34 protein-coding genes are annotated in these 24,468 nt (G+C 52.7%); all 34 read right to left on the reverse strand.

Translation table 11 applies throughout. The features are described from left to right. Positions 1-10: 10 nt before the first annotated feature. The 34 genes from nlpD to VIJ98_RS15410 all read right to left on the reverse strand — a co-directional run bounded on the left by nlpD (position 11) and on the right by VIJ98_RS15410 (position 24,385). A complete protein-coding gene (gene nlpD / locus VIJ98_RS15245) occupies positions 11-1,126 on the reverse strand; it encodes a murein hydrolase activator NlpD (RefSeq protein ID WP_323274756.1) in 1,116 nt (371 codons plus the stop codon). 172 nt (positions 1,127-1,298) lie between these two features. Further along, positions 1,299-1,925 (reverse strand): protein-L-isoaspartate(D-aspartate) O-methyltransferase, encoded by a 627-nt coding sequence (locus VIJ98_RS15250; RefSeq protein WP_008104533.1) that lies wholly within the window; start codon positions 1,923-1,925, stop codon positions 1,299-1,301. Next, positions 1,919-2,680: a 5'/3'-nucleotidase SurE gene (gene surE / locus VIJ98_RS15255; protein ID WP_154155446.1), complete on the reverse strand. Its 762-nt coding sequence runs from the start codon at positions 2,678-2,680 to the stop codon at positions 1,919-1,921. The genes VIJ98_RS15250 and surE overlap by 7 nt, the downstream gene beginning before the upstream one ends. Positions 2,681-2,853: 173 nt before the next feature. Then, the gene (locus tag VIJ98_RS15260) at positions 2,854-3,177 is read right to left on the reverse strand and encodes a hypothetical protein (RefSeq protein ID WP_323274759.1); all 324 of its coding nucleotides are present in this window, start codon (positions 3,175-3,177) and stop codon (positions 2,854-2,856) included. Beyond that, positions 3,177-3,416 carry a DNA polymerase V gene (locus VIJ98_RS15265; protein ID WP_323274761.1) on the reverse strand — a complete coding sequence of 80 codons (240 nt, stop codon included), beginning with the start codon at positions 3,414-3,416 and terminating at the stop codon, positions 3,177-3,179. The genes VIJ98_RS15260 and VIJ98_RS15265 overlap by 1 nt, the downstream gene beginning before the upstream one ends. A gap of 215 nt (positions 3,417-3,631) precedes the next feature. After that, positions 3,632-4,717, reverse strand: coding sequence for an acyltransferase (locus VIJ98_RS15270; protein WP_323274762.1), 1,086 nt, complete (start codon positions 4,715-4,717; stop codon positions 3,632-3,634). A gap of 9 nt (positions 4,718-4,726) precedes the next feature. Beyond that, on the reverse strand, positions 4,727-4,900 hold the full coding sequence (locus VIJ98_RS15275; protein ID WP_323274764.1) for a hypothetical protein: 174 nt from the start codon (positions 4,898-4,900) through the stop codon (positions 4,727-4,729). Next, positions 4,900-5,796 carry a hypothetical protein gene (locus tag VIJ98_RS15280; protein ID WP_323274767.1) on the reverse strand — a complete coding sequence of 299 codons (897 nt, stop codon included), beginning with the start codon at positions 5,794-5,796 and terminating at the stop codon, positions 4,900-4,902. Before VIJ98_RS15280 ends, VIJ98_RS15275 begins: the two co-directional genes overlap by 1 nt. After that, positions 5,778-6,458: a DUF2612 domain-containing protein gene (locus tag VIJ98_RS15285; protein WP_323274769.1), complete on the reverse strand. Its 681-nt coding sequence runs from the start codon at positions 6,456-6,458 to the stop codon at positions 5,778-5,780. The genes VIJ98_RS15280 and VIJ98_RS15285 overlap by 19 nt, the downstream gene beginning before the upstream one ends. After that, entirely contained in the window at positions 6,455-7,654 is a 1,200-nt protein-coding gene (locus VIJ98_RS15290; RefSeq protein ID WP_323274771.1) for a baseplate J/gp47 family protein, read from the reverse strand. The genes VIJ98_RS15285 and VIJ98_RS15290 overlap by 4 nt, the downstream gene beginning before the upstream one ends. After that, positions 7,654-8,007 carry a hypothetical protein gene (locus VIJ98_RS15295; protein ID WP_323274773.1) on the reverse strand — a complete coding sequence of 118 codons (354 nt, stop codon included), beginning with the start codon at positions 8,005-8,007 and terminating at the stop codon, positions 7,654-7,656. Before VIJ98_RS15295 ends, VIJ98_RS15290 begins: the two co-directional genes overlap by 1 nt. Further along, positions 8,007-8,759: a Gp138 family membrane-puncturing spike protein gene (locus VIJ98_RS15300; RefSeq protein ID WP_323274775.1), complete on the reverse strand. Its 753-nt coding sequence runs from the start codon at positions 8,757-8,759 to the stop codon at positions 8,007-8,009. Before VIJ98_RS15300 ends, VIJ98_RS15295 begins: the two co-directional genes overlap by 1 nt. Before the next feature lie 38 nt (positions 8,760-8,797). Then, positions 8,798-9,238: a hypothetical protein gene (locus VIJ98_RS15305; protein ID WP_323274777.1), complete on the reverse strand. Its 441-nt coding sequence runs from the start codon at positions 9,236-9,238 to the stop codon at positions 8,798-8,800. Further along, on the reverse strand, positions 9,238-9,525 hold the full coding sequence (locus VIJ98_RS15310) for a hypothetical protein (protein WP_323275852.1): 288 nt from the start codon (positions 9,523-9,525) through the stop codon (positions 9,238-9,240). The genes VIJ98_RS15305 and VIJ98_RS15310 overlap by 1 nt, the downstream gene beginning before the upstream one ends. Before the next feature lie 53 nt (positions 9,526-9,578). Then, positions 9,579-10,610 (reverse strand): baseplate hub protein, encoded by a 1,032-nt coding sequence (locus VIJ98_RS15315; protein ID WP_323274779.1) that lies wholly within the window; start codon positions 10,608-10,610, stop codon positions 9,579-9,581. A 2-nt stretch (positions 10,611-10,612) separates the two neighbouring features. Next, positions 10,613-10,915 (reverse strand): phage baseplate plug protein, encoded by a 303-nt coding sequence (locus VIJ98_RS15320; protein ID WP_323274781.1) that lies wholly within the window; start codon positions 10,913-10,915, stop codon positions 10,613-10,615. Continuing rightward, entirely contained in the window at positions 10,912-11,508 is a 597-nt protein-coding gene (locus tag VIJ98_RS15325) for a phage baseplate protein (protein ID WP_323274782.1), read from the reverse strand. Before VIJ98_RS15325 ends, VIJ98_RS15320 begins: the two co-directional genes overlap by 4 nt. Continuing rightward, positions 11,508-13,433 (reverse strand): hypothetical protein, encoded by a 1,926-nt coding sequence (locus tag VIJ98_RS15330; protein ID WP_323274784.1) that lies wholly within the window; start codon positions 13,431-13,433, stop codon positions 11,508-11,510. Before VIJ98_RS15330 ends, VIJ98_RS15325 begins: the two co-directional genes overlap by 1 nt. Then, positions 13,430-13,579: a DUF6889 family protein gene (locus VIJ98_RS15335; protein ID WP_323274786.1), complete on the reverse strand. Its 150-nt coding sequence runs from the start codon at positions 13,577-13,579 to the stop codon at positions 13,430-13,432. Before VIJ98_RS15335 ends, VIJ98_RS15330 begins: the two co-directional genes overlap by 4 nt. Positions 13,580-13,614: 35 nt before the next feature. Further along, positions 13,615-14,061, reverse strand: coding sequence for a phage tail assembly chaperone (locus VIJ98_RS15340; protein WP_323274788.1), 447 nt, complete (start codon positions 14,059-14,061; stop codon positions 13,615-13,617). Between the two features lie 3 nt (positions 14,062-14,064). After that, a complete protein-coding gene (locus VIJ98_RS15345; RefSeq protein ID WP_323274790.1) occupies positions 14,065-14,505 on the reverse strand; it encodes a DUF3277 family protein in 441 nt (146 codons plus the stop codon). A gap of 10 nt (positions 14,506-14,515) precedes the next feature. Further along, on the reverse strand, positions 14,516-15,661 hold the full coding sequence (locus VIJ98_RS15350) for a DUF3383 family protein (RefSeq protein WP_323274791.1): 1,146 nt from the start codon (positions 15,659-15,661) through the stop codon (positions 14,516-14,518). A gap of 3 nt (positions 15,662-15,664) precedes the next feature. Then, positions 15,665-16,225 carry a hypothetical protein gene (locus tag VIJ98_RS15355; RefSeq protein WP_323275854.1) on the reverse strand — a complete coding sequence of 187 codons (561 nt, stop codon included), beginning with the start codon at positions 16,223-16,225 and terminating at the stop codon, positions 15,665-15,667. Next, complete coding sequence (locus VIJ98_RS15360) at positions 16,203-16,586, reverse strand: head-tail adaptor (protein ID WP_323274793.1); 384 nt, start codon at positions 16,584-16,586, stop codon at positions 16,203-16,205. The genes VIJ98_RS15355 and VIJ98_RS15360 overlap by 23 nt, the downstream gene beginning before the upstream one ends. After that, positions 16,573-17,067: a hypothetical protein gene (locus VIJ98_RS15365; protein WP_323274795.1), complete on the reverse strand. Its 495-nt coding sequence runs from the start codon at positions 17,065-17,067 to the stop codon at positions 16,573-16,575. The genes VIJ98_RS15360 and VIJ98_RS15365 overlap by 14 nt, the downstream gene beginning before the upstream one ends. Then, entirely contained in the window at positions 17,064-17,468 is a 405-nt protein-coding gene (locus VIJ98_RS15370; RefSeq protein WP_323274797.1) for a DUF4054 domain-containing protein, read from the reverse strand. Before VIJ98_RS15370 ends, VIJ98_RS15365 begins: the two co-directional genes overlap by 4 nt. Continuing rightward, positions 17,434-17,814, reverse strand: coding sequence for a hypothetical protein (locus VIJ98_RS15375; protein WP_323274799.1), 381 nt, complete (start codon positions 17,812-17,814; stop codon positions 17,434-17,436). Before VIJ98_RS15375 ends, VIJ98_RS15370 begins: the two co-directional genes overlap by 35 nt. A 37-nt stretch (positions 17,815-17,851) precedes the next feature. Continuing rightward, a complete protein-coding gene (locus VIJ98_RS15380) occupies positions 17,852-18,790 on the reverse strand; it encodes a DUF2184 domain-containing protein (RefSeq protein ID WP_323274801.1) in 939 nt (312 codons plus the stop codon). Between the two features lie 14 nt (positions 18,791-18,804). Then, positions 18,805-19,299 carry a hypothetical protein gene (locus VIJ98_RS15385; protein WP_323274803.1) on the reverse strand — a complete coding sequence of 165 codons (495 nt, stop codon included), beginning with the start codon at positions 19,297-19,299 and terminating at the stop codon, positions 18,805-18,807. A gap of 10 nt (positions 19,300-19,309) precedes the next feature. After that, positions 19,310-20,545 (reverse strand): DUF2213 domain-containing protein, encoded by a 1,236-nt coding sequence (locus VIJ98_RS15390; RefSeq protein ID WP_323274805.1) that lies wholly within the window; start codon positions 20,543-20,545, stop codon positions 19,310-19,312. Between the two features lie 2 nt (positions 20,546-20,547). Next, complete coding sequence (locus VIJ98_RS15395; RefSeq protein ID WP_323274806.1) at positions 20,548-21,138, reverse strand: phage minor head protein; 591 nt, start codon at positions 21,136-21,138, stop codon at positions 20,548-20,550. A gap of 13 nt (positions 21,139-21,151) precedes the next feature. Then, positions 21,152-22,627 (reverse strand): DUF1073 domain-containing protein, encoded by a 1,476-nt coding sequence (locus tag VIJ98_RS15400; RefSeq protein ID WP_323274808.1) that lies wholly within the window; start codon positions 22,625-22,627, stop codon positions 21,152-21,154. 2 nt (positions 22,628-22,629) lie between these two features. Further along, complete coding sequence (locus VIJ98_RS15405) at positions 22,630-23,847, reverse strand: PBSX family phage terminase large subunit (protein ID WP_323274810.1); 1,218 nt, start codon at positions 23,845-23,847, stop codon at positions 22,630-22,632. Next, complete coding sequence (locus VIJ98_RS15410) at positions 23,822-24,385, reverse strand: terminase small subunit (RefSeq protein WP_323274812.1); 564 nt, start codon at positions 24,383-24,385, stop codon at positions 23,822-23,824. Before VIJ98_RS15410 ends, VIJ98_RS15405 begins: the two co-directional genes overlap by 26 nt. Positions 24,386-24,468 lie beyond the last annotated feature (83 nt).

A 24,468-nucleotide genomic window follows, 5' to 3' on the forward strand; every position in this document is an offset into this window, starting at 1 on the left:
TTCTGCCGGATTATCGCTGCGGTAAATAACGCAACGGGTTTACGGATTTCCCCTTGTAACGAATTTCAAAGTGCAATCGTACTGAACTGGTACCGGTGCTACCCATGGTAGCGATTTTTTGCCCCGCCTTAACTTCCTGTTGTTCCCGGACCAGCATAGAGTCGTTGTGGGCGTAGGCGCTCAGGTAGTCATCATTGTGTTTGATGATGATTAAATTACCGTACCCACGGAGCGCGTTGCCTGCGTACACCACTCTTCCCGAAGCTGTGGCGACAACAGGTTGTCCACGCGAACCGGCGATATCGATCCCTTTGTTTCCGCCTTCCGCAGCGGAGAAGTTATCGATGATCTTCCCATCAGTCGGCCAACGCCAGCTTCCCACTGGAGTTGTGCTGTTAGTCGTGCTGCTGACTGTAGGTGGTGCGACAACCGGAGCTGTGGTCGTTGCCACATTATTTGCTCCTTTCGACGGCAGCAATTTGCTACCCGACGAATTACCCGAATCATCAGAATACGTAATAACAGGTTGCTGTGCAACAGGGGTGGATTTAATTTGCGTCTGGCTCGGGGTAACTGGCACGCCGCCCTGAGTTGCATCAGCTACGGTGATAGCGTTTCCACCGGTGATGGTTTGGCCGTTGCCGTTACCCACCTGCAGCGTTTGCCCGGCATTCAAGCCATACGGGGCTGCGATGTTGTTGCGCTGTGCCAAATCGCGGAAATCGTTGCCGGTAATCCAGGCAATATAGAACAAGGTATCGCCACGTTTGACGGTATAGGTTTCGCCGCCGTAGCTACCTTTAGGAATATTCCCATAATTGCGATTGTACACAATGCGACCATTTTCTGTGGCCACATTATTATTGTCACTTACCATTCCACCCGTTGGTTGCGCCGATGGTGTGCCGCCGCTTAACATTCCGCCATGCGGCATCGCTGGCACACTGCTGTTTTGCGAAGAGATCATGCCGCCACTTGGGGCTGAAGCCATACCGCTATCGCCGCTGTTACCACCAATCTGGCTAATAGGTGCCTGTGTATTATCGCCAGAACTACAGCCCGCCAGCCAAAAACCTACCAAAGAAAGTGCCGCCAAACGGCGTAATTGAAATGCTGTGCTTCCCATGCTCACTGATCCCCCGTGATGGCAACCCTGAATATAAATGTGTAACGGCGTTAACCGCATTATCCACTGCGCGTAACGTTAAAAACGGTTTTTAGCATTGATAAACAAGGATAGTAACAATATCAACTGTGCCGTGCCATGTAACAGTTGTGAAGAATTGCGTAAGGGTGGCCTAGGCCAGATCGCCCTGAACCAACGGCACAAAGCGTACGGGCTCGATGATTTCTTCAATTAATTCATCGCCCTGACGACGCAAACGCTTCAACACCTGCTGATCCTCGCCAACCGGCAGCACCATTTTGCCGCCGTCACCTAATTGCGCTATCAGCAAAGTCGGAATTTCAGGTGGTGCGGCGGTCACGATAATGGCATCAAACGGGCCACGCGTCGCCCAGCCCTGCCAGCCATCGCCATGTCGGGTAGAAATATTATGCAGATCGAGTTGCTTGAGGCGGCGCTTCGCCTGCCACTGCAAGCCTTTGATGCGTTCAACGGAATAAACATGATTAACCAGATGCGCCAGAATAGCGGTCTGATAGCCAGAACCGGTGCCGATTTCCAGCACGCGCGATTCCGGCGTCAGCTCTAACAAGGCGGTCATGCGCGCCACCATGTAAGGCTGAGAGATGGTCTGGCCGTTGCCAATTGGCAGCGCAACGTTTTCCCAGGCTTTATGTTCAAACGCCTCATCGATAAAACGCTCACGCGGCACATCAGCAATGGCTTTCAGCAGGTGTTCATCATGAATGCCCTGCGCGCGCAGTTGCTCCAAAAGCGTTTCGATGCGGCGATTCACCATGCGAGTTTTACCTCTGCCTGGATCAGCCAGTCACTTAATACCTCTTGTGCTGCATGCGCGGTCAAGTCCACATGCAGCGCGGTCAGCGAAACATAGCCCGCATCCACCGCAGCGAAATCGGTATCCGGGCCTGCATCCAGCTTTTGCCCCGGCGGGCCAATCCAGTAGAGCGGCTGGCCGCGCGGATCTTCGGTGCAGATAACCTGATCGGCGGGATGACGGCTGCCGCAGCGGGTAACGCGGAAACCTTTGATCTCCGCTAACGGCAAATCAGGCACATTGATATTGAGAATGCGGCCAGTACGCAGCGGAGCACGCGACAGCGCGCGTAACAGCGTACAGGTGATGGATGCGGCGGTGTCGTAATGCTGATGTCCGTTGAGCGAGACGGCGAGCGCAGGCAAGCCCAGATGGCGCCCTTCCATCGCAGCAGCGACGGTACCGGAGTAAATCACATCGTCGCCAAGATTTGGACCGGCATTGATGCCGGACACCACGATGTCGGGACGCGGCTGCATCAGCTTGTTGACGCCGAGAAACACGCAGTCAGTCGGCGTGCCCATCTGCACCGCAATATCACCGTTTTCGTGCGTAAAAGTACGCAGCGGCGTTTCCAGCGTTAACGAATTTGATGCGCCGCTACGATTGCGATCGGGCGCGACAACCTGCACCTCGGCAAACTCACGTAAAGCACGCGCCAGCGTCTGAATACCCGGCGCATGAATTCCATCATCGTTACTCAGCAATATCCGCATTTAAGCCGCAACCTTATGAATTTTATAGACCTTCATCATCATCACCGGATTTCTTATCCTGCTGGTTATCCTGTTTTAATTTTGCTGGCCTCTTTTTATACAGCTAATGCGAAGAAGCAGGAGGGTATTCTAGCGTGGCGATAGAAATGTGGGTAGAGCGAATTGTAACGCCTTCAGATCGTCGGCCTGCTCTCCTCGTGCATGTGCAGAACCTCGAATGTCACGATGCCGACAATGACCACATCTTCCAGCGCGTCACCTTCGATGCTCTCGCCGTCGCGGCACACGATGTGGTGCTTGCCCATCCTGCCGATCTGAAATGTTCCCCACGCCTCAAAGTAAATGACATCACCCTCTTTCGGCCTTACTGATTTGTCGACCAGCACCAGACCTTCAGCCGTGGGGATGAAAAGCGTCGCTGCTGGCCGCAGCACCATTAACGCGTTAAGGTCGAGCCGACTCTCGACGTAATCCTGCGCCGGTGAAGGGAAGCCCATTAGCGAACCCTTCCCATGTTGCGGATCATGAATGTGCGGCGCTCACCCTCTTCCGTTGAGATGTCCTTGAAATCGCACTGCTGCTCCTCAATCCAGCGATTGGCCTGCTTAAGCGTCCAGATGTGATTATGCGCAGCAAGCTCTTTAACAAACGCGGCTGTGGTAATAGTGCGCCGCCCTGCCGCATCAAGCGTGATTGCTGCGTTGAATGATGGATTGATATCGCTTTGGCGTGGCATGACAAACCCTCCGATAGATACTGTATATAAATACAGTAATATCGATCGGTAGGATCGATCAAGTCGATTGATGGGGGTTTTTGCGAAGGGATTGGCGAGGAAGGAAATTTAGGTGGGGAGGGCTGGGGTGAGTGACTAAGCTTTAACCACACACCCCGCAGCCTGCATGAAGATGGACGCGGTCTTAAGCTGCCCCTTCGCCGGGGCTTTTTTGTTCACGTGCCACGGCTAGCGATAAAAGAAGATTTTTTATTGGACATTTTTTTTGCAATATTCATGAAGGGAAGTTCTATAAATCTGTATGTAACAGATGATGCAAGCACGGTTAGTGCAATCACAGTTATGGGCAAAACATAATAAGTGAGTTGAAATCCCTTATACTGAGAGAAAAACCTTAGCATCACAAAAAGAATGATCAGGTGTAACAAATATACAGAATAGGATATTTTTCCTAAATACTGAACTGGATTACTATTTAAAATTCTGCTCAATATATTGTACTTGGACAATGGAAATATCAGCGCTGATAAAATAACGGCAAACCACAAAATAAAAGGAAAGGCTGACTTGTCATCGATAAATGACAAGAGCATAGATAAAATAAATAACGCACATAGTTTTGCATTTAAAGCATAGTGCGATTTGAGTATGTAGTAGGATAAAACACCAATTGAGAACTCAGGAATAGCAAGACCAATGAACCCATCCGAGTAACCGCTAGAAAAAGCGATTAACGCCGCACACAAAACGCTTCCAAAGATGATCCCTACAGTATTTCTATAAGAAAATGCAAAGACCACAAACGGAGCCAACACGTAAAACTGAGCTTCCAGTGATATGCTCCATGCTTGGGGAACAAGCGTTAAGTTCGCATCAGGTAGTATAGAGTTAGGTATGAGGCCCTGCAGTAAAAACACGTGCGATAAAATATGCTTGCCTTGCTGGCTATAGTAATTTGTAATTATCTCCAGCCTTCTTGGTATAGAGTTTCCTGACCCGAAAATTTCAAGGCTGCTTTGCAGCAATGGCATGATGCATATACTTAACGTCAAAACAAATAAATATAAAGGATATATCCTTAGCGCTCTAGATATAGCATAGCCTTTTATGTCGTAACGTTTATTTAAGGAAAGAGTTATAACAAATCCACTTAAAATAATGAAAACATCCACTGCCTGAGACACATAGAGGGATTGCGGCACATCAAAGCTAAATCGGGGGAGACTTGACACCGAGTGACCTATCACAACCCACAATGACATTAGCCCCCTTAATCCATCTAGTTCTTTAATATGCCGCATGAAGTTCTCTTAGCTTGTGAATGTTCCTTTCTTGGCATTGTATTGCATACCAATCTCACAAAAAACACCATCTTCAATTTTTACTTTATAATACCCATCCAAAATGAAATCTTCCTCACAAAGGATTGTGTTTTCGACTTTAGTGTCCCCATCTTTTATTAGAGCATATGTAAAAATTTCCATTATGCAAACTCCTCGATGATTACATAACCAGCCCCGCCAGCTCCCCCGGTGACTGCAGTAGTCACACCATTAGCACCGCCACCACCTCCGCCGGGAAATCCTCCAGCCCCAGATCCTGAAGAATAATGTCCTGTGCCGCCAAAGGATGAGAATGATGCTCCGCCTGAACCACCAGTTACTGAAACTGGAGCCTGCCCTCCCTGTGCCAAAATATTAAAAATACTTCCTCCACTACCATTACCAACTACTGTGGGGGTACTACCACCTGTTGATCCTGTCGTGCCACCGCCACCGCCACCGCCACTTGCTGTAATTAAGCTACCAAATGATGATGACCCTCCTGCCCCGCCAGTCCCTCCCGTGGCATTTCCCGACGAGCCACCAGCACCTACTACTACGGATACCGGAACGGTTATCGTCGATAGAGTGATCAAAGATTCTGTGTAACCTCCACCAGCGCCACCAGCAGCACCTGCAGTCGCTGCTGAACTGACTCCACCGCCACCTCCACCTCCACCCCATATGCGAACACGTATTTTTTTTGTTCCATTGGTAGGTGTGTATGTACCACTAGCACTGAAGGTTTTAATCGCCAACAATCTGCCAGGCGTATAGGCTGTAAGAGCGCTTTTAAGCTGCGTTTGGAGTGTCGTTGTATCTCCATTATCTAGAACATCAGCAGCGTTCTGATCCGATATGAATTGGGCAATTATTGCCGCAATTGTGGTCGCCTGACGGAGTGCCTTGTTGACCTGAGCAGAAGACGCTTTTCCTGAAGTAAATCCTGAGGCGAGTGCGGCTAGTGACTCCCATTCTGCTTGGGATAGAACATTTGCTCCTGCGCCTACGGCGAAGGGTTTGAAGTTATTAGAGGCCATTAAAGTATTTTCTCCCATGCGCCATCATCAAATCCGGCGATATATTCGTTATCCATGTCGAAGCCAAAAAAGCGACTTCCCACGGAAGGTGTTTCAATTGAAGGTATTTGAATATCACCAGCCCAGACTCCAGCAGCTTTAACAGTAAGATAGCCCTGTTTTATTGCGGCGAGTAGCTCAAGTGAAACCAGGCTAATATCTACCTCAGGAAATACCCATACCGAAATGGTCATGTCCTGGTTGTCAACGATCTGCATTTTCAGGCCAGAACCGGCCAGCGCCTTTTCTAGGATTGCCGGAAGAGAATCGTTCTGCCCGTTCCAGTTGTTGATCGCTATTTTTGCTTTCAACACGATGCGGTACGTGTCATCGCTAAGGCTGGTATAGCCAGCATCCGGGTCATAAGGCCCCTGCCATATGCCCTGGTCCCAGCCGAGGCTGTCGGTATCAAACGAGAAGTAGACGCCGCTAATAGGCTGGCTGACGATGCGCTTACGCCCAATCCACTCGCCCAAAACATCCAGCTGCACGCCCACCGCGCTGTCGATATCGAACGCAGATATCAGGCTTTGCAGCGATGTTGAAGAATCAGTGAGCGGACGGGTGGAAAGGTCAACATGGGCTACAAACTTAGGCTTTCCAGCGTGGTAGTTAGTTATCAGGTCGGTGTACTTACTCATGATGTCACCGTGAGCGCGATATTGGTTGTAGAGCAAGATGCCGACTCATTGAATGCTATATCGACGTTGGCCGACGCCACCGCACCTGCGCTTTTGCCAATTTGAAGTGACGAAATATCGTAATATTTGGCATTTCCGCCGCTGACAACGCCGAGGTTAGCTGGGGAGTAAACGCGACTAAGAAGTACATCATCACCAATCAGAAGGCTGTTGATGTAGTCGGCGATCGCCTGCTTAATCTGTTCGCCAATCTGCGTTGTATAGCCAGTGAATACTTTCAGCGCCAGTGAGATGTAAATCGGCACATCGGTGGAGCGGTAGAAGCTGATTACGTGTGGATTACCGTAAGTGTCGGCTACCGCCACTGAGGTAGTGCCGTACGTAGTCACGCCCTGCCCCTTCTTGCCACGTATTGTCTGTGCAATGACGGTCGCATCACCGCCGTCGACTACCGCAGAAATTGAGTGTGCCGGCAGTCCATTCGAATCAATCGCGCCGGTATCGTTCTCATACAGCTTGTGCCGCGTCACGCCATCAATGTTTGCCAGTGCGCCATCCACTGCATCGAACGGCGTCAGTGATGGCAGAGCCACGCTCTGACCCTGACGGATGCGAAGAGCGGAGTCAGTTTCTACAGCAGTACCGATAGTTGCGGCGCTAGCGTTCGTGACTGATGTCCATCCCCGCGTTGGTGTGTTTATTTGGCTCACTGAGCCAATCACTGCCGCTACAGCGCCGGAATTAGCACAGGTAGCCGTAGCAATGACTGAGCCACCAGTATCAATCGTGACGCTCGCTGGAAGGTTCCATATGATGCCGTTGGCGTCTTTAACTGAGCCATTGGTGATCGTGGTTCCTGCGGTACCGGTCAGCGTCACGTCAACCGTTGAATTGGTCGCCGACTTACGCGAGATGCCGTTAATTTTGACGTTCCGCGTCAGGGCGTCGGCCATCCCGGTTGAGGGTGAAAACGAGTTATAGACCTGAATCGCTGTGTTGTTGGCGTCGTGGATAGCCAGCGCCACCAATGCCACCATCTGTCCATCCTTGCTGTCCGGGTCGAGGTAGGCATCGGCGCCGTATATCTGCTGAAAATAACTGGTGATGGATGTAAGTATCGTCTGGTAATCAGGCGCACTAATCCCTGAGGCGGTCACCGTAGCGGAGAGCCCCAGCGTGTCTAGATCAAGAGCCATTATGCCTCGCTTGTGACGGTCGTCGTTCCGTAGATGGTGTCGATGGTCGCCGTGAACACTACCCGGCGTGATGAGGTGTTGAGATTGGTATCAAATGACTGAATCGTGTTAACTCCCTGCGTCTCAAGAATGCGCTGGCGTATGGCAAGGTTGTACGTTTCCGGTTTCTGCTTGCCCAGCACCGACTGAATCCACGGCGTACCTTCGGTCGTATCGAGGAACCATTGCCCGTACCAGAGCAGGAATCGTGTTTTAACTGCCTGAGCCACCGCCTCGGGAGAGTTAATCAGCCAGGTGTCATCACCCTGCCCGAAGGTGTAATCACCATCGTCATCTTCGCGTCTGTATCGCATCAGTTCACCTTGCCGGAATTGCCGCTACCAGTCTGAACGCCGTTATGCGTGTGCTGGTCGCTGATGTCTTTGCCGTTTGATGTGAGCGTGCCAATAAACTGGATTGCGCCGGTTATTTTGGCGGCCGTTCCGGCTGCAATGCTGCCCACCATTCCGCCCGCCCATGTCAGCAAGCCGGTAATGGTCACCGCCTTGCTGAACTTGGCTAGCGGCGTTGTGACATTTACGCCGCCTGGCGCTACCAGATTGATAGCATGGCTGTTTGGATCAAGTTCAATGTATGCAGCCCCGTCATCGGTGCGCATCTGCAGTGTGGTTGTGCTGATGTTGCTGATCACGTTCGGCTGCGACATCGGCCCTACAAAAGCGAAGGCATCGGATAAGTCATGCTGGCGCGGGTCGACCGGCTCCTGTACACCGCCACTCTGCCACCAGAAATCGATACAGCGATCGGAGAAGACAACCAGACACTCGTCACCCTCCTTAACCGGGAACGTGATTGAGCAGCCGCCACCGCGCGGGAACACTACTGGGACATCGACCAGCAGCGGCAGCGGCGCAGAGGTGTAGTTGCCAAGCTCATCAGCTGTCTGGCCCTTCAGAGCTGGCTGCACAGTGCAGGTGTTGGCGATCGGGTCGTAGGATTCGATGATGCCAGGCAGAGAGACGCGCAACATAGAGAAGATGCTGTTGTACAATTGCTCGCTCATCTGCTCGCTGCTGCCAACTTGAGAATTAAGGGATACAGGCATACTTTCTCCGGGCATAAAAAAACCCACCGAATGGTGGGCTACTTAATAATGGCTTCAGGGTAACATCTGCAGAGATTTCTTGGGCAACACAATCCTTCACCTGGGTGACCAGTTTTTGGTGGCCTGTCCCAGGCAAACTTTTTCCCATTGTTTTTTTTGCACTCAATGCAGGTGTCTGCGTCGTCCGCCGACCGCCATATATAATGAGTGGCCCCAAGCCGCTTATGTTTTATCTTCTCAGCTTTAGCTGAGTCTTTACCTGCTCTAGCTAGATCGAGAAGATAATTCTCTAAATCCTGCTCACGCTCTTGAGGAGTTTTAATTCGGCCATCTTTATGTTTGGCTTTTGGGTAAGATATACGTTTTCGTTTTTCGTGATTAGATAAGAAAATGTCTTCTTTTTTTAAGCGCCTTTTTTTTCGCGCTTTGTAGATGATTAAACAAATGACAAAAACAATTAATAAAATTCCCGGTTCCATCAACTCACCCTTTTGCAGTCGTAGGTCCAGAATTGACGAGGTTCGTCCATGTTGCTGCGGATAACTTCTACGTTCAGGATAGCTTTTCCATTTCGCTTAACATAATCGAGTCCAAGCCAGCGGCCAACATTCGCATCAGGTAGCATCCACTGCATCATGACGTTGTCGAAATCATCCTTCTGCTTGAGGAAGGTCATTTTCTGAGTTTCTGGTGCCTGACCGTTTATGTGCATCAGGCCGTCATTTTCTCCCTTTAAAAAGAATGGTCCACACTGCGATGCAGCCATAGTCGTTATTGGGAGAATCAGGGATATATATAATGCAGCTTTGATAATATGCACTAGGCAACCTTATTGATAGTTGACACGCTCTGGAGCTCTCTGGCCCCCTTAGCTAAGCAAAGTAGGTCCATATACCAGTTTTGCCCTCGCGTATCACCAGTATAATCAATGCTGCCTACAATGTAATCGCCATCGGTATTAATTGCGGCCGGTTGCGCGCCAGCCAATCCATCGACATAGAGGTTACCGTCAGTGGCTGTTTCTGACAGGATGCCTCCAGCGCCTTGCCTACCGGCTATCTGTTCAGTGCTCAAAGATGTCCTGTAGACAGATGCCTGGTCCAGCCTTACAAGTCCGCCCAATTTTATAGATGGGTTTATCAGGCATCGCACATTTACCCCTGCACCCATGGTTTGCTGCGGCATCCCGACAAGCCCCGTATCCGCGTTAAGCACCACCACCTCGTCGATGTACTTGGTGTCGGGCACCATGTGCACCTGATTATTTTCATACCACCAGTCAGCCTTACACTGCCCAGCAATGTTATTCATGAGATCGGCTGTGTTGCTGAGAAGCACTCTGCCACGCGGGAAAACGGTATCAGGAAAATCAGGGGTAGCGCCTGCTGTTATGCCGAACGGCTCATAGGTTTTCATCCCTGCAGCGAACAAGTCGGAGTATTTCCATCCGGCCGCCACCGTAGTTCTGACACCGGCGTAAAGATGGCCCTGCCAACTATCAATGCACTGAAGCAGGATCCATGAATCGGTAATATTGTCTTTCCCCGCCACCGTAAACCTGATATCGCCATTGAAGATTGTGCCGATATTCTGGTCAGGATAGTTACCTGCACTGTCAGGACTGCCGTTGTAACCAGCAATCACCTGAATGCGGCTAAATTCCTGTCGTGCGATGCGACTCTGTGTTTCCTGAGAGAGATTGTAGATTTTGAAGTCACCTACAAATCCGTTGAAGATGGTTGCAGGCATCTTCTGGATGGTGAAGGTGACTTTCAAATCAGTAAGCGAAATTCCGTTACCTTTGTCATCAAGCAACTGCAATTCAAAGTGGCGCATCCAGTTTTTTGACATTGTTACTCCACATATACCATCAGATGACTGGCAATGCCCAAATCGTCCTGAGTCGGATAGTCTTGCCCATCGGTATCGCAAACCACAAAAAGTGAGAAACCTAATCCAAGATAAGAGAATTGGCTCAGCAGGTCACTGCCCGTTACCAGAGGAATTCCCCCAATAAGCATGACGCTGTCTGCACTATAGATATCGAGGAACCAGCAACTATCACGCCACACGACTGTCATCTTATAGATGGTGCCCGCAATGGTGGTGGTGAAAGTTTGGTTTTGTGGTTGCAAAGGGATTTCGGAGATCGTCATGAGAAAAGGCTCAGTGCAGCGTCTTTAGCTCTGCTAAGCAAAGACTGGTTTGGTTGTTTGACAGACTTCACCCCTGCATCCTGCACGGCGCTGGTGTTGGCTCCCTCCGTCATATTCTCTTGGGATGCCCCCGTGATGGTTTGCGTCTGAGTTGTTATAACCTCGCGCATTGTCACACTGGCCATCAAGACGTTTTCTGATGTGCGGTCAGTCGTAATATCCAGAACACGAATTAGCATATTGCTGTAAATCCGCTTACCGGTTATTACGTCAAATGGCTCTTTTTTGCGCTGCAACTCAAGAAGTTGGCTATATATCTCCTTGGGACCATCCCCAAGTGAAAGGCCAATAGCTGAAGTATCCACAGCATCAAGCAGGGAGCCACCACCGGAGAATCCAACTTCCATAACCAACTCGGATGCTCGCCGGTAGGCGTGGTCAGCAACAAACCCTGCGCCGCTACTGGTTGCCTTTTCGACAGGGTGCTCTGTTATCTCAAGCACGTCACTATGCTTTTCAGAAATAACGACGTCTGGAATGATAATGCCGATCTTCCTTGATCGCTGATGTAGCAGTACTGACAAAACATCCATCAGCCACCCCTCCTCATAAGCTGCTGTGTAGCTCGAGAGCTAACCTGATTTTGCTTATCAGCCACGATATTTCCAGCCTCTTTTGGATCGGAAACGCCATGGATGTTTATCACCGTCTCCTGATGAAGGCTTGCTCCTCCACCTGCCGCTCGATTGACCAGCTCGGATGGATAGATATTCCTGCCGTTCTCATGGCGGATAATCCCATCCATCAATTGTGAAAGCACCTGAGGGTTTTGGAGGTTCAATGCAGCATTGGGGTTAACGCCAAGCTTTGAGGCTATGGCGTTCACATATGCTCCGGTATTGTTCTCGGAGGAAGGCGCCCACGTTGAAATGATTCCCTCTACCGTGTTGATACCGCGCTGAGCATACAGGGTTAGCTGGCGAGCCATTGCTCTGAGGCCATCGTAAGCCGTCTCAAACTTCGCAAAGCGTCCACCTGGCTTCTCCAGTGATGCTCCTGCCTGCCCCACGAAATTCAGGTTGCCGGGGTTGTTGTTTCGCTCTCCGCGCTTGAGGTCACCATCAGCATCATCGCCTGTGAAATAACGCCCAATGCTGCGCGGATCGAATCCCGTTTTTCCTTTTATCCAGTCAGCCACACCATTGGCACTACTGGATACCTGAGGCATAGCATCGGAATTACCCTTCTGCTGCATAATCTCGCGGCCAATTGAGTAGGCATCTTTCCAGCGCCCATCTTTAATCGCGTTAAGCAGCCTTGCGATACCGTCCAGCATTTTTGCCAGACCACCGAGATTCTCGGTCAGGTTGCTCAGGTCCCATTTTGCTGACCACGTTTTAGGGTCGATGCCAAGCAATGACATCACGCGGTTTTTCAGATCATCAATCGCCTTAATGGCGTTGGTAATTTCCGGCTCCCACTTCTTCCAGTCGATGAGAGACTTGCCACCTTCTTTCCACGTCTTGTAGTCGTCATAGAGCGCAAGAATGGCAAGGCCTAGCGCGGTTATGATGCCGATAGGCGATGTCAGGAAGGCGCTATTCAGTAACTTCCAGGCGAGAATCAGCGCACCAAAAATCTCGATTAGGCGCTGGGTCGACTTATCCAGCGATGACCACCAGGACATGATATCGGCACCGGCCTGAATAAGCCGGCAGACAACGCGGCCAATCACCTCGGCAAGCCAGAGAAGACCTTTAACACCGCTGGTTATGACCCCTTCAATTTTGGGGAAGTTATCGACAATCTGTTTACGCAGAGTGTCGATTGAACCGGACAGGCCTTCAGCGAGGTTCGACCCGATTTTATCCCGCGCCATGCCAGCCATCTGGCCGAACGAGCGCAGAGAAGTAACAAACTTGTTTGAGCTTACGGCTGCCTGATCTGCGTTATACCCGATAGCCTTCGCCATCTGAGAGTATTGAGCGCTGAATTGACCAACACCGCGACGCATTGCCATCAGGGTGTTTTCGTCAATGCCCAGCATCTGCGCATATTGGTTGGCGCGGTAATAAGGCATATTGCTAAGGCGCTGGCCGACGCCAGTAAAGACGCTGGCCATGTCGCGCATATTGCCTTTGGCGTCACGCGTTTGCACCCCAAGTCGATTCAGGAAGCCCTCAGCACCAGGGCTATTGCGCATGAACCTTGCCAGGCTTTCCAGCGATGAACGAGCGCCTTCAACCGTGCCGCCCATCTGTGAAACTGCAAAGCCAATCTGCTGGATGCCAGCCACTGTCGCGCCTGTGCGCTGTGATGCCCAGTAGAGATTATCCAGTCCGCTGGCGATTTTTGCAGTATATGCCACGACAGAAAGAGCGGCAGCCTCAACGGCCACGCCCATTTTGACTACCTGAGCAGTGGTGCCTGCCACGACCGAATCAAACTTGCGCGCCCCGGCCTCATCAATCTGGAAGCCGAGGGAAACAAGGAAGTCTTTGATGGTTTCAGCGTTCATTGATTGTCCTGTTCCCAGCGGCGAATACGGGCATTGTTATCGGCTTTGAGATCGAGCCAGTCATTCATTCTGGCAATGTCAGCGAGATCAACTGACCCGTCTTTCAGCGCTGTATAGCTGATGTACCCGGCATCCACCGGGCGCATCAGGTAATCCTCGCCATCAGGAAGGGTGTCGAGCGTTAAGCCGCTGGAAGGGGCTGCGTCTCGCTGGCGGGGGCTGCGGGCAAAAAATTTCCCAGACTGTCACCCGCCACGCGGCCAACCATCTGCAGCATGCTCATCAGGTCGATATCATCAAACATCAGCTCGCCTGACTGCATGACAGCAGTCCAGCCCTTGCCATGGTTGCGCGACACTACCGACAGGCACGGGAAGATGATCGCATTGGTATCTTCTTCGGTCATGTCAGCCAGCATCTCGGCAATTTTCGGCAACGCCTTCTCGAGCACGGCGTAAACCGCCTGCGGGTCTGCTTCGTCACCCTCTTTCGGCAGGGCATCCTTAATGCTCTGCATGTCTGGCATGATGCCGGCGAGAACCGGCAGCAGTTTGCGAGTGACCTTCAGCTGATCGAATACGCTCAGTTTTTTAGTGCGATACTGAACACCTTTGATTTCAAATTCCATTCGTTAGAACTCCCCGAGAACCTGGTCGATTTTGCCGCAGTCGAACACCCAAGATTTGGTGTTGCCCACTTTGGCATCTGCATGGTCTGGCTGCTTCTGGAATGCTACAGCGCGGGCGGTGGTGATATCGCCTGACGCATGATTGCGTAGAACGATCACATTGTTGCCCCATAGCGCTGAGGAAAGGCTCTGGGCGTTGTACATCAGAGACAGTTTTTTGTTGACCGGGGATGTTTTCAGCAAGGTCACGGTCATCGTGCCGCTCTTGCCCGCGTGCAGACTATGCATCACTTCACCGTCAGCGCCGATGGTCATGGTGTTTTTGGATTCCGTCATGGTGACGGTGATGCCTTCCTCAGAGTTGGCAGAACCATACCCAAGGTCAATTGATCCTGTCGGCCCGGTAAGGGACGCGACAACGTCCATAAAGCTATAAGTCGCCATTTATGTCCCCTTAGCGAACAACGTTGATCTGCACATCGGCATAGTGAACTGCGCCAGCCAGTTTGATAGCTGCCTGAATCAGCGGTGATTTGCGCGCTTCGCGGTCAGCCTGCGACTGGGTTGACAATGGTTGAGCGTAAACGTAATAGCCTTTAGTGAGCGTGTCGCCCGCTGTGATTTGCCCGATTTCGCCACCATTCCAGACTCCTGCAGCAACCAGCCCATTTGACACGGCCTGATCCAGCGACTGCTCAACGTTTGAAAGCAGGCGGGTAATCCCGGCCTCTGTCTGCGGGATTTTGGTGGTTGAGGTGTAAAGCAGGTTGTAAAGGTTGGTCTGCACGTAATTCTGCAGCCAGTCCAGCCCGTGACGCTCGTCGAAGAAGTCGCCGTTGGACATAACGCCCTGCTGAAGAATAGCCGTATCGTTCGCGTAGTAAACGTAGACATTGGCATTTTTCGCATCGATGGCAGCAGCCTGCGCGCTGGTCAGGGTTTCGTATGTAACGCCCGGCTCAGTTTTGAACTTCAAGGTGAGAGTGGTGTTGTTACCGGTGAAGTTGACCGTAAAGGCACGACCAAACGCGGACAGCGCTGCATATTTGCTCTTCGTCGAATACTGCACAAAGGTGCGGCCGTATCCTGCTGCTTTCAGCGTGGAAGCAATGTCAGTTGTCGATGCAGAGTCGATGATGCCTGAATCTTCAGACGTGACGGCAAACACGCGGCTCAGGCTTGATGCCTGAATAGCTGCTGCTGTGGCGGTAATCTCAGCAGCGGTCAGGTCTTCATCATCAGCAATTCCGAGTCCGTACCAGTTGGTGAACTGCAAAACTGCGGTGATAGCCTGCGCCAGCGTCTCGACGCTACCAGATTCACCCGTCTCAAGAGTTTTCGCCCACCGCCCCACGTAAACCTGAGTTGGTGCGGGTGACTGAGAGAAGTAGATCAGCGCGGCAGCATATTCCGGGCTGTCTTCACCAAATTCCTCGCCAATGTCATCAGGGTCAGTGTAAAGGCGGATGCGTTCTGACACAGGGATAACCGTGGAGGTGCCGAGAATCAGCAGCGAACCGAAGTTTCGCCCCGTCGCGGCCGTCGCCGCCATAATCACGTCAACGTTTACAACGTTGGATACAGGTAAGCCCTGTGCCATAGATTAATCTCCAAAGAATGATACTGGCGCGTCGACCAGCGATTTAATGCCGTACTCGCGGATAATTTTGCGGCGCAGGCGCACGGTGATGTCATACCGGCGCACCCACTGGTTGTTGATAAGCTCAGGAAAAGCAGTCAATTCACTGTAATCAGCAAGCGACAACTCATTCTGTTTGAGGGTTTCGTTATTCTGCTCAATAGTCATTCCGTCACGGAACAGCGTGGCAATAGACTGGCTCTGCGGACCGTAGAATGAGGCGAGCATTTCGATCACCTCATGCCGCCATAGCTGATTGCTATCGTCAGTCTGCTGTGCAAATGCAGGCGCATTGTCCGAGGTGAGGCCAATAATGCCGAATCCACACCAGTTTTCATTCGCCGCCGGCAACGCTGCCTGAACTGGCGTCCAGCGTGGGCGTACCATGCCATCGGGCAAACCAGATATTGCTTTCACCCAGCGGCTTAGCTCGCGTTCCAGCAGTTCGTCGTAAGACTGCGCCGCGCTGAGCGGTGTCAGATAGCCAGGCGCTGTGCTGTCGTTACTCACCTGCGCCTCCGTCAAATGGCAGTAGCTCACAGTGAGCCTGAACGAAGCCCGCACCGTAGGCCGTGTATGGGTCTACGAACGTGACGCGATACTCTCGCCCGCGATAAGTGACAATGTCGGCATCAATCCCGGTATTGCCGCTGGTCAGGCGGAAAACTGTCACTATCAGGATTGCTCCGTTAATGACCTGTCCGGCCTGCATACGGCGGGCTTCCAGTGAGCGGTCAACTGTTACCACGCCACCAAACGGCGTCACAGTGGTTGCGTTGCTGGGGAATCCATCACCATCAACTGTCTGGACATTTCTCTTAACAGTGAGCGTCGTATCGAGGAACTCTGGAGACAGCAGCACGTCAGTAACATCAAGATTCGGCATCTTTATCCCTCACAACGTGCGTAATAGCGCGGCGATATTCGCCGGTATCAATGAGCGGCTTGTTGCCGGTTCGACCGCGTTTTCTGCGTTGCGCCAGCGTCACGTCAGAAAGGGGTGTGAATCCGGTGATCGTGATGTAACGCTTAACGCCATTGGCCGCTACCGTTCCTGCCCTGTCCAGTGAAGTGATCGCCCCTTCCGCATTTCCTTCCAGCGCCTTCTGAGCGGCAGCTTTCAGGTGGGGCAGATATTCCTGCTCCACCGATCGCACTCCCGGCTTCAGGTGTGGTCGTGCTGGAATGTTTTGCTGCGGAGAACCGTTCTCGTTGATGTAGCCGATACCGGCATTGCCAAATTCGCCATCGTCGCGGGAATCCTTAGATTCAGGGACGCCCACTAGAACATCCTTGTTTACAAGGGTTTTAAGGGCGTCCAGGATGCCTTGCGCAGCGTCAGCGCGAATGGTCAGGCCTGATCTCATAGCTGAATCCCGCCGTAACCGAAGAATTGCAGCATCTGCCAGAACTCAGCCCCGTAGCGTGAAAAGTTCCAGAAACCGGCATCAGCGTTGAGTGTTGAACTGTTGTCATAACTCACGCTGACCTTATCAACCGACTTCGAAGCAACCACGCCACTCGTAGAGCCACCCGCACCTCCAAGCGCACCGGCCGCCGTATCTGATGCATAAAGCACCATGTAATGCGCGACGAACAGCTCAGCCAGATAAGGGAACATTTCCCCCATGGCTGAGCCATCTATCAGCGTGTCGGCGAGATTGAGGCGAAACTGAATTACCGGATCGGGATACTTCGTGGTGTCACTGAATTGCGGGAAGTCGCGGCGGAAATCACTTACTGTCGGCAGATTTTTGTTTCTTGCCATTGTCTTCTGTTTCCGGTGCTGGTTCGGTTACAGGGGCTTTCAGCGCCTCAATCTGCGCGGTCAGGTCAGCAATAGCCTGATCTTTGTCTGCAACAGTCAGTTGCAGTTCACCATAAGCCTTGTCCTTTTCCGCAATCTGCGCGGTCAGGCTGTCAATCTGCGCCTGAAACTCTTTGGTATCGGTGCTGGCCTTAGCTTTGCCGGTGATGTCAGAGTGCGCGGTGACAAACCAGTGTTCGGCAACCTTGTCATCAACGGTGTGCTCACCTGCTTCAAAGCGCTGGCTGGTACCGTCTTCAAACTGGAAATCGAATGGGGTATGAACGCGGATCGTCTTCTTAGCCATGTGTTACTCCTGCTGGCCCCTTTCGGGGCCGAATTGGTTAGATGCCGTCCAGATACGCCATGGTTTCCGGGTATGGAGACTCAACTGCACCCAGCTTGCCGTAATAGGTGGTCAGCTGGTAAATGCCGCGATACTGCACCGGCACGCTCAGCAGTGGCACCATCGGGAAGCGCACGTACTTCTTGTCGTTGGTGTACGCGACCATGCGATCGGTACCGCCAACGCCAGCGCCTTCCAGCCATTTAACGGCATAGATGCGCAGTGGCACGCCGTTCTGGTGGAATGCGATGGTGTTGGTCTGCAGGTAGGTCAGCAGTGACTGGTTACCGGCATCAGACACGATTCGCTGAGCCAGCAGCGCGAACGCTTTTGGCGGCAGGCGCAGGTCACGCGGAACCAGCGTATAGCCCGAGGCTTTCCACGCATTGGTCAGCAGCGTGTTGATGGAATCCAGAATTTCGGCGTTAGTCGAGTTGGCCCATGTTTTCACGGCGTTGGTTACAGACGCACCGGCGTAGTTGAACAGGCCATTCACGCCCAGCTGAGAGTCACCGCGATAAACCTGCTCGTCGGTGTCCATGTTCCATTTCAGTTGCATCGCATCGTATTTCTGCGTGTCGATCGGACGACCGACTTTCGCAGCGGCCGCCAGCTCTACAACGGTCCAGCCCAGCTCCATGCCCCACAGGGTCAGCGGGAAGCCGGTTTTCGCGATGTCGATGCTCGGGCCAGCGATGGCGGTTGAGTCTTTGCCGATCCAGTTTTTACCGTTTGGATTCGGTGTACCCGGCGCAGCAAAGGTGGAATTGGTGAAAGAACTGATGTCATCAGCGATAGACACGTCTTCGCGCAGCTGAATGTCGCGCGACCACGTGTAACCGACCAGCGGCATATTCAGTTCCTGATCGAGACGCTCAAGCTCGCCAACCAGGAAAGCGCCAGTACCGTCTACGGTGGCTTGGTCAAAAGTTAACATATGTAGCGATTCCCTTAGATGTTGTAAGCGACTTCAGCGTTGCCGTCGGCATCGCCTGCGCCAGTGAAAGTAGCGTTCGGCAGCACCACGGTTTCGTCGGTGACTGCTGCACCCAGAATTGCACCCAGCGGGCTCGCGTCGGTCGGGTTAGCGTTACGCACGTATACCGGCGCACCTTTAACCAGATTTACTGCGGTGCTGCCGATGTTCACGGTCATGTAGCCGCGTTTCATCACGTCACCTGTGAAGTTCTTGCCCGTGCCAACCTGACGCACCATGTCTGGCGTTGACGTGGTTGGGTACGGTCGCACATATAGGCCGGTAATCACGGTGGCCGCATCATCTGCCGCCAGCGGAATAAACTTGCCGTCTGCGCTGTCTTTACCCGCCAGGCCGTAAGCACTGAACGTATTAGCGGAGTTGAGAATCACCGGCTCGGTGGTCAAATCCTGAGGGCGTGAGATAGCCCCGGCGATGCCTACTGGCATCCGGTACAGTAATGAAGGCATTGGTTATCCCTTATTTATTCCAGTGGGCGGCGAATGCCTTGTTCAGGGCAGCCGGAGAGTTTTTGTTAGAGGCGTCGTAGAAGTTTGAGCGGCCATTCGGTGCCGGCACGTTGTTGCGCGCTTTGGCGATTTCGCTGGCAGACACAAACATCGCATCAAGCGTTGCTTTAGGCATTTTGGAGAAGTCCGGAGAGGCGCCCACCAGAGGAGCAAGCAGCGCCTGACCTTCTGGCGTTTTGAATGCCGCATCCATGGTGGAGCGCTTGAATGCCGCCAGCTTGCCACCTTCAGGCAGTTTCACGCCTGGCATGATCAGCTCAGCACGCGCGACCACACCCTGATGATAAGCAGCATCGGTGGTTGCACGGGTCTTCTCTTCCTTTTCTTCCGGATCGTCGCTATCAACGGTCGACGTTGAAGATGGGTTAATCAGCTGCTGAACCAGCAATGCCAGAGCATCGACTTTCGCCTCCAGCTCGCTGTTTGACTGCGCGCCGCCTTCGCCATCATCGGTGGTCAGGCCGCCGAGTGGCTTTTCAGGTGGCAGCGGTTGCGCCGGGTTAATCGTGATATTGAGCGCGCGTGGCAAATCCAGTTCCGGCTCAATCAGTTCTGCAGGAGCGTTATCAACCAGGTCTTCCATGGTGGCGGAATCCTTAGTTTTAATTGCCCGTTTCAGCTGGGTAAGCCAGCCCTGTGTTTTGTTTGCCATTGATATGCTATCTCCAATTGAACAGCGAATACCTGCGCGGCCATTTGGCACGCCCGCACAGTGGTTACCGATAATTGAGTGCTGTCGCGCCTGACCCGGGCCTTTCTGCTCGTAATCGGCGTCGTAGCCCATGGAAATCTGCTCAAGGCCGTCGGTGACTTTCTGAATGGCCTCAGCGGTTTTGATGTGAATGTCGCCCAGCATCAGATCTGACTGATCGCCCGTGCCGCGCCGGACGTTCTGGATGTGACCGTGGGCATAGTCTTTCCAGTTTCCCGGATTAACCATGTCCTTAGGGTGACCCAGCGTGAAGGCCATGCCTTCGAAGGAAGCGAGCGTTTCAGGCCGAAACACCTCGTCAGCATCGCGCGTGACGACAATTTCGCCATCGTCATCGCCGATAATGCCAGGCAGTTCGCTTTCGTCGTAAACCTGCGCGCCGGTGCGGGCAATAGGCACGTCTTTGCACAGCAGAGAGCCGTCGGCCATCTCGTATCGAGTGTTGCCGAGGCGGGTGGTGAAGAAATATTGCATCGTTAATCCTCGGGAACGACGACTTCGCAATAACAGCGGCAGTTGGGAAACTGGCCTGCATGCCCGGTCATGCCGTCCAGCGTGGGCGGATTTGACCAGTCGACATACCTGCCTTCCATCTGCTTGTGAGAGTGGCGCACATCGCTGTCATCAGCAGTTCGCCAGATATAACCGCGAGAACCGATTGACGTTGATCGCGCCTGAGTGATTGCGGTTGATGCACGACCAACCTCAGTGCGGGCAATGGTGCGTGCGCGCGCCTCAGTTACGTCGCCAGTACGCATGATTTCATCAGTTAGCGTGCTTGAGCGCCTGCCAGACACCACCGCTTCAATCGCCTGATTGTGAATCTCGTAAACGCGATCGGCAGCCTGCAATGGAAGAGACTTGAACAGCTTTACCTGCTCGTTGATGATACTGCGGGTTACCGCGCCGGTGCCGGAATCCATCAGGTCACGCAGACCGGCAGATATACGCTCCGACCGGTCACGCCACATGGCATCGTCAGAAATAACCAGCATGTCGATAAGCCGCTTCGATACCACTTCAGACCATGGCTCAATCAGTTCGGCATAACGCTCCAGCCTGTCCATGATGTCCGTAACGCTATCGTTTGAACCATCGTACGAGCCCTCGACTATCGCGCCCACTGCCTGCGCTATCTGTCGTAGCTGTGTTCCCAGTTGCCTCTCGGCGCGCTTCAGGTTCGGTGGCTTCGACGTTATCGAGGTCTTTCTCTGTCGGCGGCGGGAGGTCATTGGCATTGTCTATATCCTCGTCGCTGATTGTCCCGCCAAATCCGGTTACGCGTGATGTTTCCTGCAGATGCAGCGCACCAGCCTTATCAGTCATCAGTCCAGCGTCCACCGCTTTGGTAGTGGCATCGACGACAGCATTGGCGATATCAGCGCGCTCTTTATCCGACACCTGCCACAGTTCGTTGAACTCAAATGCAAAATCATCCGGCAACGGCTTGGCGAACAGGCTCATGTGGAGCACTTCAAACAGTTTGCGGACCGGTCGGCGCAACTTGCGCTCCTGCTTGGTGGACACGTTGTCGTAATAGTTGGCGAGGTCAGTGTCACCCGTTGAGAAGCCAGCCGGTGACTGACCGAACAGGCGCACCAGAGGGATGCCAAATGCACCTGATACCTGCTGCCCGAACTGCGCCAGCACATCGCTAAGCCCGGCATACGAATAGGAATGCGCCTCGAATTTATCTTTGGCGTCCATAATCGTCATGCCTTCGTTGCTCTGGTACTGGCGGATCATGTCCATGTGCGACATCAGGCCCTTATATGCCGGATTGTCTTTACCCATTGCCAGCAGTCCGCGGAGGTTCTCAATGCTGTAGGTGCGCAGGTGCGCTTTATAAACAAGCTGAGCAACGCCGGTCGTAGTGCTGTCAAACGCAAGCAGGCGGTCAAAACATCTTTCGATGATCGACATACCCCAGTCGTTTTCCGTCAGGCGCTGCTGATATGGCAGAGGCACACCGTCGAATCGGATCAGCCTGGAGTGATGAATGCGCCACGGCGGGATGCCGGTGGCTGATGTCACCACGCGATAAAACTCAGGCATGCCAAAATCCGGCCCCAGTTCGGTGACGCGGCGCTCAGTGGTGGCATTTAGCATCCACCGGTCCATAACCATGATGCCTTTGAAAGAATCCTTGGCGATGGTCTCGATGCGCAGCGGCGTAGAGTAGTTCTGACCGTCAATCAGGATGACGCCAACGGCACCACCGTAAAGGTTTGCCCACTTCAGCGTATCGTTGAGATGCTCCCATATAGCCATCTCATCCCAAGTGTTATCGAGTTGCTTTTTCACCCCATCGTCGAGCTTTGAGGTGATTGTCACGCCCTTGCGGGTCATGTCGTCGGGTATAGCGTCGACGCCAGCGCCAACCAGCCATGATGACCGGTAAGCCTGCTCAATCAGCAGTCGGTTACGGGAAGTCCAGTTATTGCGGTAAGTGCCAGCGCCTGACTGGTTAGACTCGTTGACACCCATGCGGGCTATAAAGTTTTCGTAGCTGTCACGCGTCGGTAAAGGCTGCGACACGTTTTGTGTTTCGGACATGTTCAGCCTCTGCCAAGTTGCGCCCAAGTGCCAAGGCTGTCGGAGCTGGTGATGTAACCATCCAGACCGTAGCGTATGGCGTCTATGCAGTGGTTATGAGCATCGACAATGACCGGTAATATCTCGTTGGTCTTCTTGTCGACTTTGTAGGAGTAGAGCCGGAACTCATCGGCGGTGTGCTTGCAGCGCTCATGGATGATGATTTCCTCAAACCCTTTCAGGTAGGTGATGCCATCTTCCACACTGCCTTTCCACTTGGCGGCCGCATCAATACTGAAACCCTGCCTGCCAATGTGGCTGATTGTCTCTGGTCGCGCGTTATCAGCCTTAATCGGCCAGCGGCGCACCTCGGGGATTGAATCGTAAAACTGCGCCATTTCATCCAGTTCAACGCCAACGCCGTAGGCTTCATATTCGATATAGAGCCGGGTGCCGAGCATGAACATGCGGATCAGCGTGCTGGGGTCATTGGCGAAACCAAAGTCAGCACCGAAGAACAGACGATCAGCCTGCTGCCAAAGGTCATCAGGGAACGCCTCAACCTTGTAGCGCTGCTTGAATATGACGGCTTCAGAAATCGATTTAGGCTTGCCCAGCCAGATGTGCTCATACGCTTCGTAATCGACCCGCTTGCAGTATTCCATCTCCTTCCGGAGGGTGTCAGGCAGATAGGGATTGTCGTAGTAGTTAACCTCAACCGTGATGCTGTCATCAGGTGGGTTGAGTACGAAACGCTGATAGGTCGGGTCTTTCTCTTCTCCGGGGTTGAATGATACCCAGATTTCCGAGCCCTCTTTACGAATGGTCGGTATCAGGATGTCCCACGAATCAGCCGACACTGATTGCGCCTCTTCCACCCAGCAGATGTCCACACCCTCTGTCGACTTGATTCCCAGCGGGTCGAAGCGCAGCCCCTTGAAAAGGAACTCACTACCGCATGCGCTGCTGATCGTCTCGTTGGTTATGCGAAACCATGGGTTGAGCCCCAGCATCTCAATCTGGTCCTTCAGCAGCTTATGCACTGAATCCTTGATTGAGTTTTGCACCTCGCGCGTACAAAGGATGCGCAGGCGCTTTGATGCGGCCATGATGACCAGCGCGCGGGCAATGCCCCATGATTTCGCGCCCCCGCGACCGCCATGGAATACCTTGTAGCGAATGGCCTTAAAGAGCGGTTTGAACTTGGGCGCGAAGCTAAGTTTCTTCTCCGCTGTCGTCATCATCCGCTCCGAAGCTAACAACGAACGTTGGGGCAGCCAGCGGCAAGCCGTTGGGGCCGACCAATTCGTTTTTAACGTTGTCTTTGAATGCCTGGACAGTTACGTGCTTGCCAAGCAGTTCGAGGTTCTTGACCTTGTCAGGCCACTTAATCTTTTTCAGGATGCCGACCATCTCGCGGTCTTCACCTCTGCCTTCAAACATATCGGCCAGGTCGAACCCACTAAGGTAGCGCCTCCATGATGCGGGCCAGTCAGATACAGGCTTGATGCTCATGTCATCAGTCATGATGTCGAGAACATCCATCTGGTCGATTTCAATAAGGCGCTTTAGCACGTATGAGGCATCAACACTCACCAGCTCGTTGCGCTCAGCTTTAAGTTCGGCGATTCTGTTTTGGATGTCAGGTTTTGTTAGGTTCTCGCAACCTGATGCGCGGGCGGTTTTATCGCTGTACCCCGCCCGAATGGCCGCTTGTGTGGCGTTCAAATCGATGAGGTACTCGCGACAGAACATTTCTTGTTTGTCGGTGAGTGCCATTTAGCATTTCCTGCTGGTTATATACATACAACCCTCGGCAATGGCGATATCGCCAACCGATGATTCATTGTGTTTATGCTGAA

It is taken from the genome of Pantoea sp. S18 (assembly GCF_045689705.1).
GTDB lineage: Bacteria > Pseudomonadota > Gammaproteobacteria > Enterobacterales > Enterobacteriaceae > Pantoea > Pantoea symbiotica.

Excerpts from the sequence above, each read along its gene's own strand:
- VIJ98_RS15310 (WP_323275852.1), bottom strand. The coding sequence starts at position 9,525 with ATGGCTGCATCGCAGTGTGGACCATTCTTTTTAAAGGGAGAAAATGAC.
- VIJ98_RS15375 (WP_323274799.1), bottom strand. The coding sequence starts at position 17,814 with ATGGCTAAGAAGACGATCCGCGTTCATACCCCATTCGATTTCCAGTTT.
- VIJ98_RS15405 (WP_323274810.1), bottom strand. The coding sequence starts at position 23,847 with ATGACGACAGCGGAGAAGAAACTTAGCTTCGCGCCCAAGTTCAAACCG.
- nlpD (WP_323274756.1), bottom strand. The coding sequence starts at position 1,126 with ATGGGAAGCACAGCATTTCAATTACGCCGTTTGGCGGCACTTTCTTTG.
- VIJ98_RS15400 (WP_323274808.1), bottom strand. The coding sequence starts at position 22,627 with ATGTCCGAAACACAAAACGTGTCGCAGCCTTTACCGACGCGTGACAGC.
- VIJ98_RS15345 (WP_323274790.1), bottom strand. The coding sequence starts at position 14,505 with ATGGCGACTTATAGCTTTATGGACGTTGTCGCGTCCCTTACCGGGCCG.
- VIJ98_RS15315 (WP_323274779.1), bottom strand. The coding sequence starts at position 10,610 with ATGTCAAAAAACTGGATGCGCCACTTTGAATTGCAGTTGCTTGATGAC.
- VIJ98_RS15380 (WP_323274801.1), bottom strand. The coding sequence starts at position 18,790 with ATGTTAACTTTTGACCAAGCCACCGTAGACGGTACTGGCGCTTTCCTG.
- VIJ98_RS15290 (WP_323274771.1), bottom strand. The coding sequence starts at position 7,654 with ATGGCTCTTGATCTAGACACGCTGGGGCTCTCCGCTACGGTGACCGCC.
- surE (WP_154155446.1), bottom strand. The coding sequence starts at position 2,680 with ATGCGGATATTGCTGAGTAACGATGATGGAATTCATGCGCCGGGTATT.
- VIJ98_RS15305 (WP_323274777.1), bottom strand. The coding sequence starts at position 9,238 with ATGGAACCGGGAATTTTATTAATTGTTTTTGTCATTTGTTTAATCATC.
- VIJ98_RS15260 (WP_323274759.1), bottom strand. The coding sequence starts at position 3,177 with ATGGGCTTCCCTTCACCGGCGCAGGATTACGTCGAGAGTCGGCTCGAC.
- VIJ98_RS15385 (WP_323274803.1), bottom strand. The coding sequence starts at position 19,299 with ATGCCTTCATTACTGTACCGGATGCCAGTAGGCATCGCCGGGGCTATC.
- VIJ98_RS15330 (WP_323274784.1), bottom strand. The coding sequence starts at position 13,433 with ATGAACGCTGAAACCATCAAAGACTTCCTTGTTTCCCTCGGCTTCCAG.
- VIJ98_RS15275 (WP_323274764.1), bottom strand. The coding sequence starts at position 4,900 with ATGGAAATTTTTACATATGCTCTAATAAAAGATGGGGACACTAAAGTC.
- VIJ98_RS15360 (WP_323274793.1), bottom strand. The coding sequence starts at position 16,586 with ATGCCGAATCTTGATGTTACTGACGTGCTGCTGTCTCCAGAGTTCCTC.
- VIJ98_RS15365 (WP_323274795.1), bottom strand. The coding sequence starts at position 17,067 with ATGAGATCAGGCCTGACCATTCGCGCTGACGCTGCGCAAGGCATCCTG.
- VIJ98_RS15285 (WP_323274769.1), bottom strand. The coding sequence starts at position 6,458 with ATGAGTAAGTACACCGACCTGATAACTAACTACCACGCTGGAAAGCCT.
- VIJ98_RS15340 (WP_323274788.1), bottom strand. The coding sequence starts at position 14,061 with ATGGAATTTGAAATCAAAGGTGTTCAGTATCGCACTAAAAAACTGAGC.
- VIJ98_RS15410 (WP_323274812.1), bottom strand. The coding sequence starts at position 24,385 with ATGGCACTCACCGACAAACAAGAAATGTTCTGTCGCGAGTACCTCATC.
- VIJ98_RS15280 (WP_323274767.1), bottom strand. The coding sequence starts at position 5,796 with ATGGGAGAAAATACTTTAATGGCCTCTAATAACTTCAAACCCTTCGCC.
- VIJ98_RS15350 (WP_323274791.1), bottom strand. The coding sequence starts at position 15,661 with ATGGCACAGGGCTTACCTGTATCCAACGTTGTAAACGTTGACGTGATT.
- VIJ98_RS15250 (WP_008104533.1), bottom strand. The coding sequence starts at position 1,925 with ATGGTGAATCGCCGCATCGAAACGCTTTTGGAGCAACTGCGCGCGCAG.
- VIJ98_RS15390 (WP_323274805.1), bottom strand. The coding sequence starts at position 20,545 with ATGCAATATTTCTTCACCACCCGCCTCGGCAACACTCGATACGAGATG.
- VIJ98_RS15300 (WP_323274775.1), bottom strand. The coding sequence starts at position 8,759 with ATGCCTGTATCCCTTAATTCTCAAGTTGGCAGCAGCGAGCAGATGAGC.
- VIJ98_RS15325 (WP_323274782.1), bottom strand. The coding sequence starts at position 11,508 with ATGGATGTTTTGTCAGTACTGCTACATCAGCGATCAAGGAAGATCGGC.
- VIJ98_RS15270 (WP_323274762.1), bottom strand. The coding sequence starts at position 4,717 with ATGCGGCATATTAAAGAACTAGATGGATTAAGGGGGCTAATGTCATTG.
- VIJ98_RS15295 (WP_323274773.1), bottom strand. The coding sequence starts at position 8,007 with ATGCGATACAGACGCGAAGATGACGATGGTGATTACACCTTCGGGCAG.
- VIJ98_RS15395 (WP_323274806.1), bottom strand. The coding sequence starts at position 21,138 with ATGGACAGGCTGGAGCGTTATGCCGAACTGATTGAGCCATGGTCTGAA.
- VIJ98_RS15320 (WP_323274781.1), bottom strand. The coding sequence starts at position 10,915 with ATGACGATCTCCGAAATCCCTTTGCAACCACAAAACCAAACTTTCACC.
- VIJ98_RS15370 (WP_323274797.1), bottom strand. The coding sequence starts at position 17,468 with ATGGCAAGAAACAAAAATCTGCCGACAGTAAGTGATTTCCGCCGCGAC.
- VIJ98_RS15265 (WP_323274761.1), bottom strand. The coding sequence starts at position 3,416 with ATGCCACGCCAAAGCGATATCAATCCATCATTCAACGCAGCAATCACG.
- VIJ98_RS15335 (WP_323274786.1), bottom strand. The coding sequence starts at position 13,579 with ATGCGCCCGGTGGATGCCGGGTACATCAGCTATACAGCGCTGAAAGAC.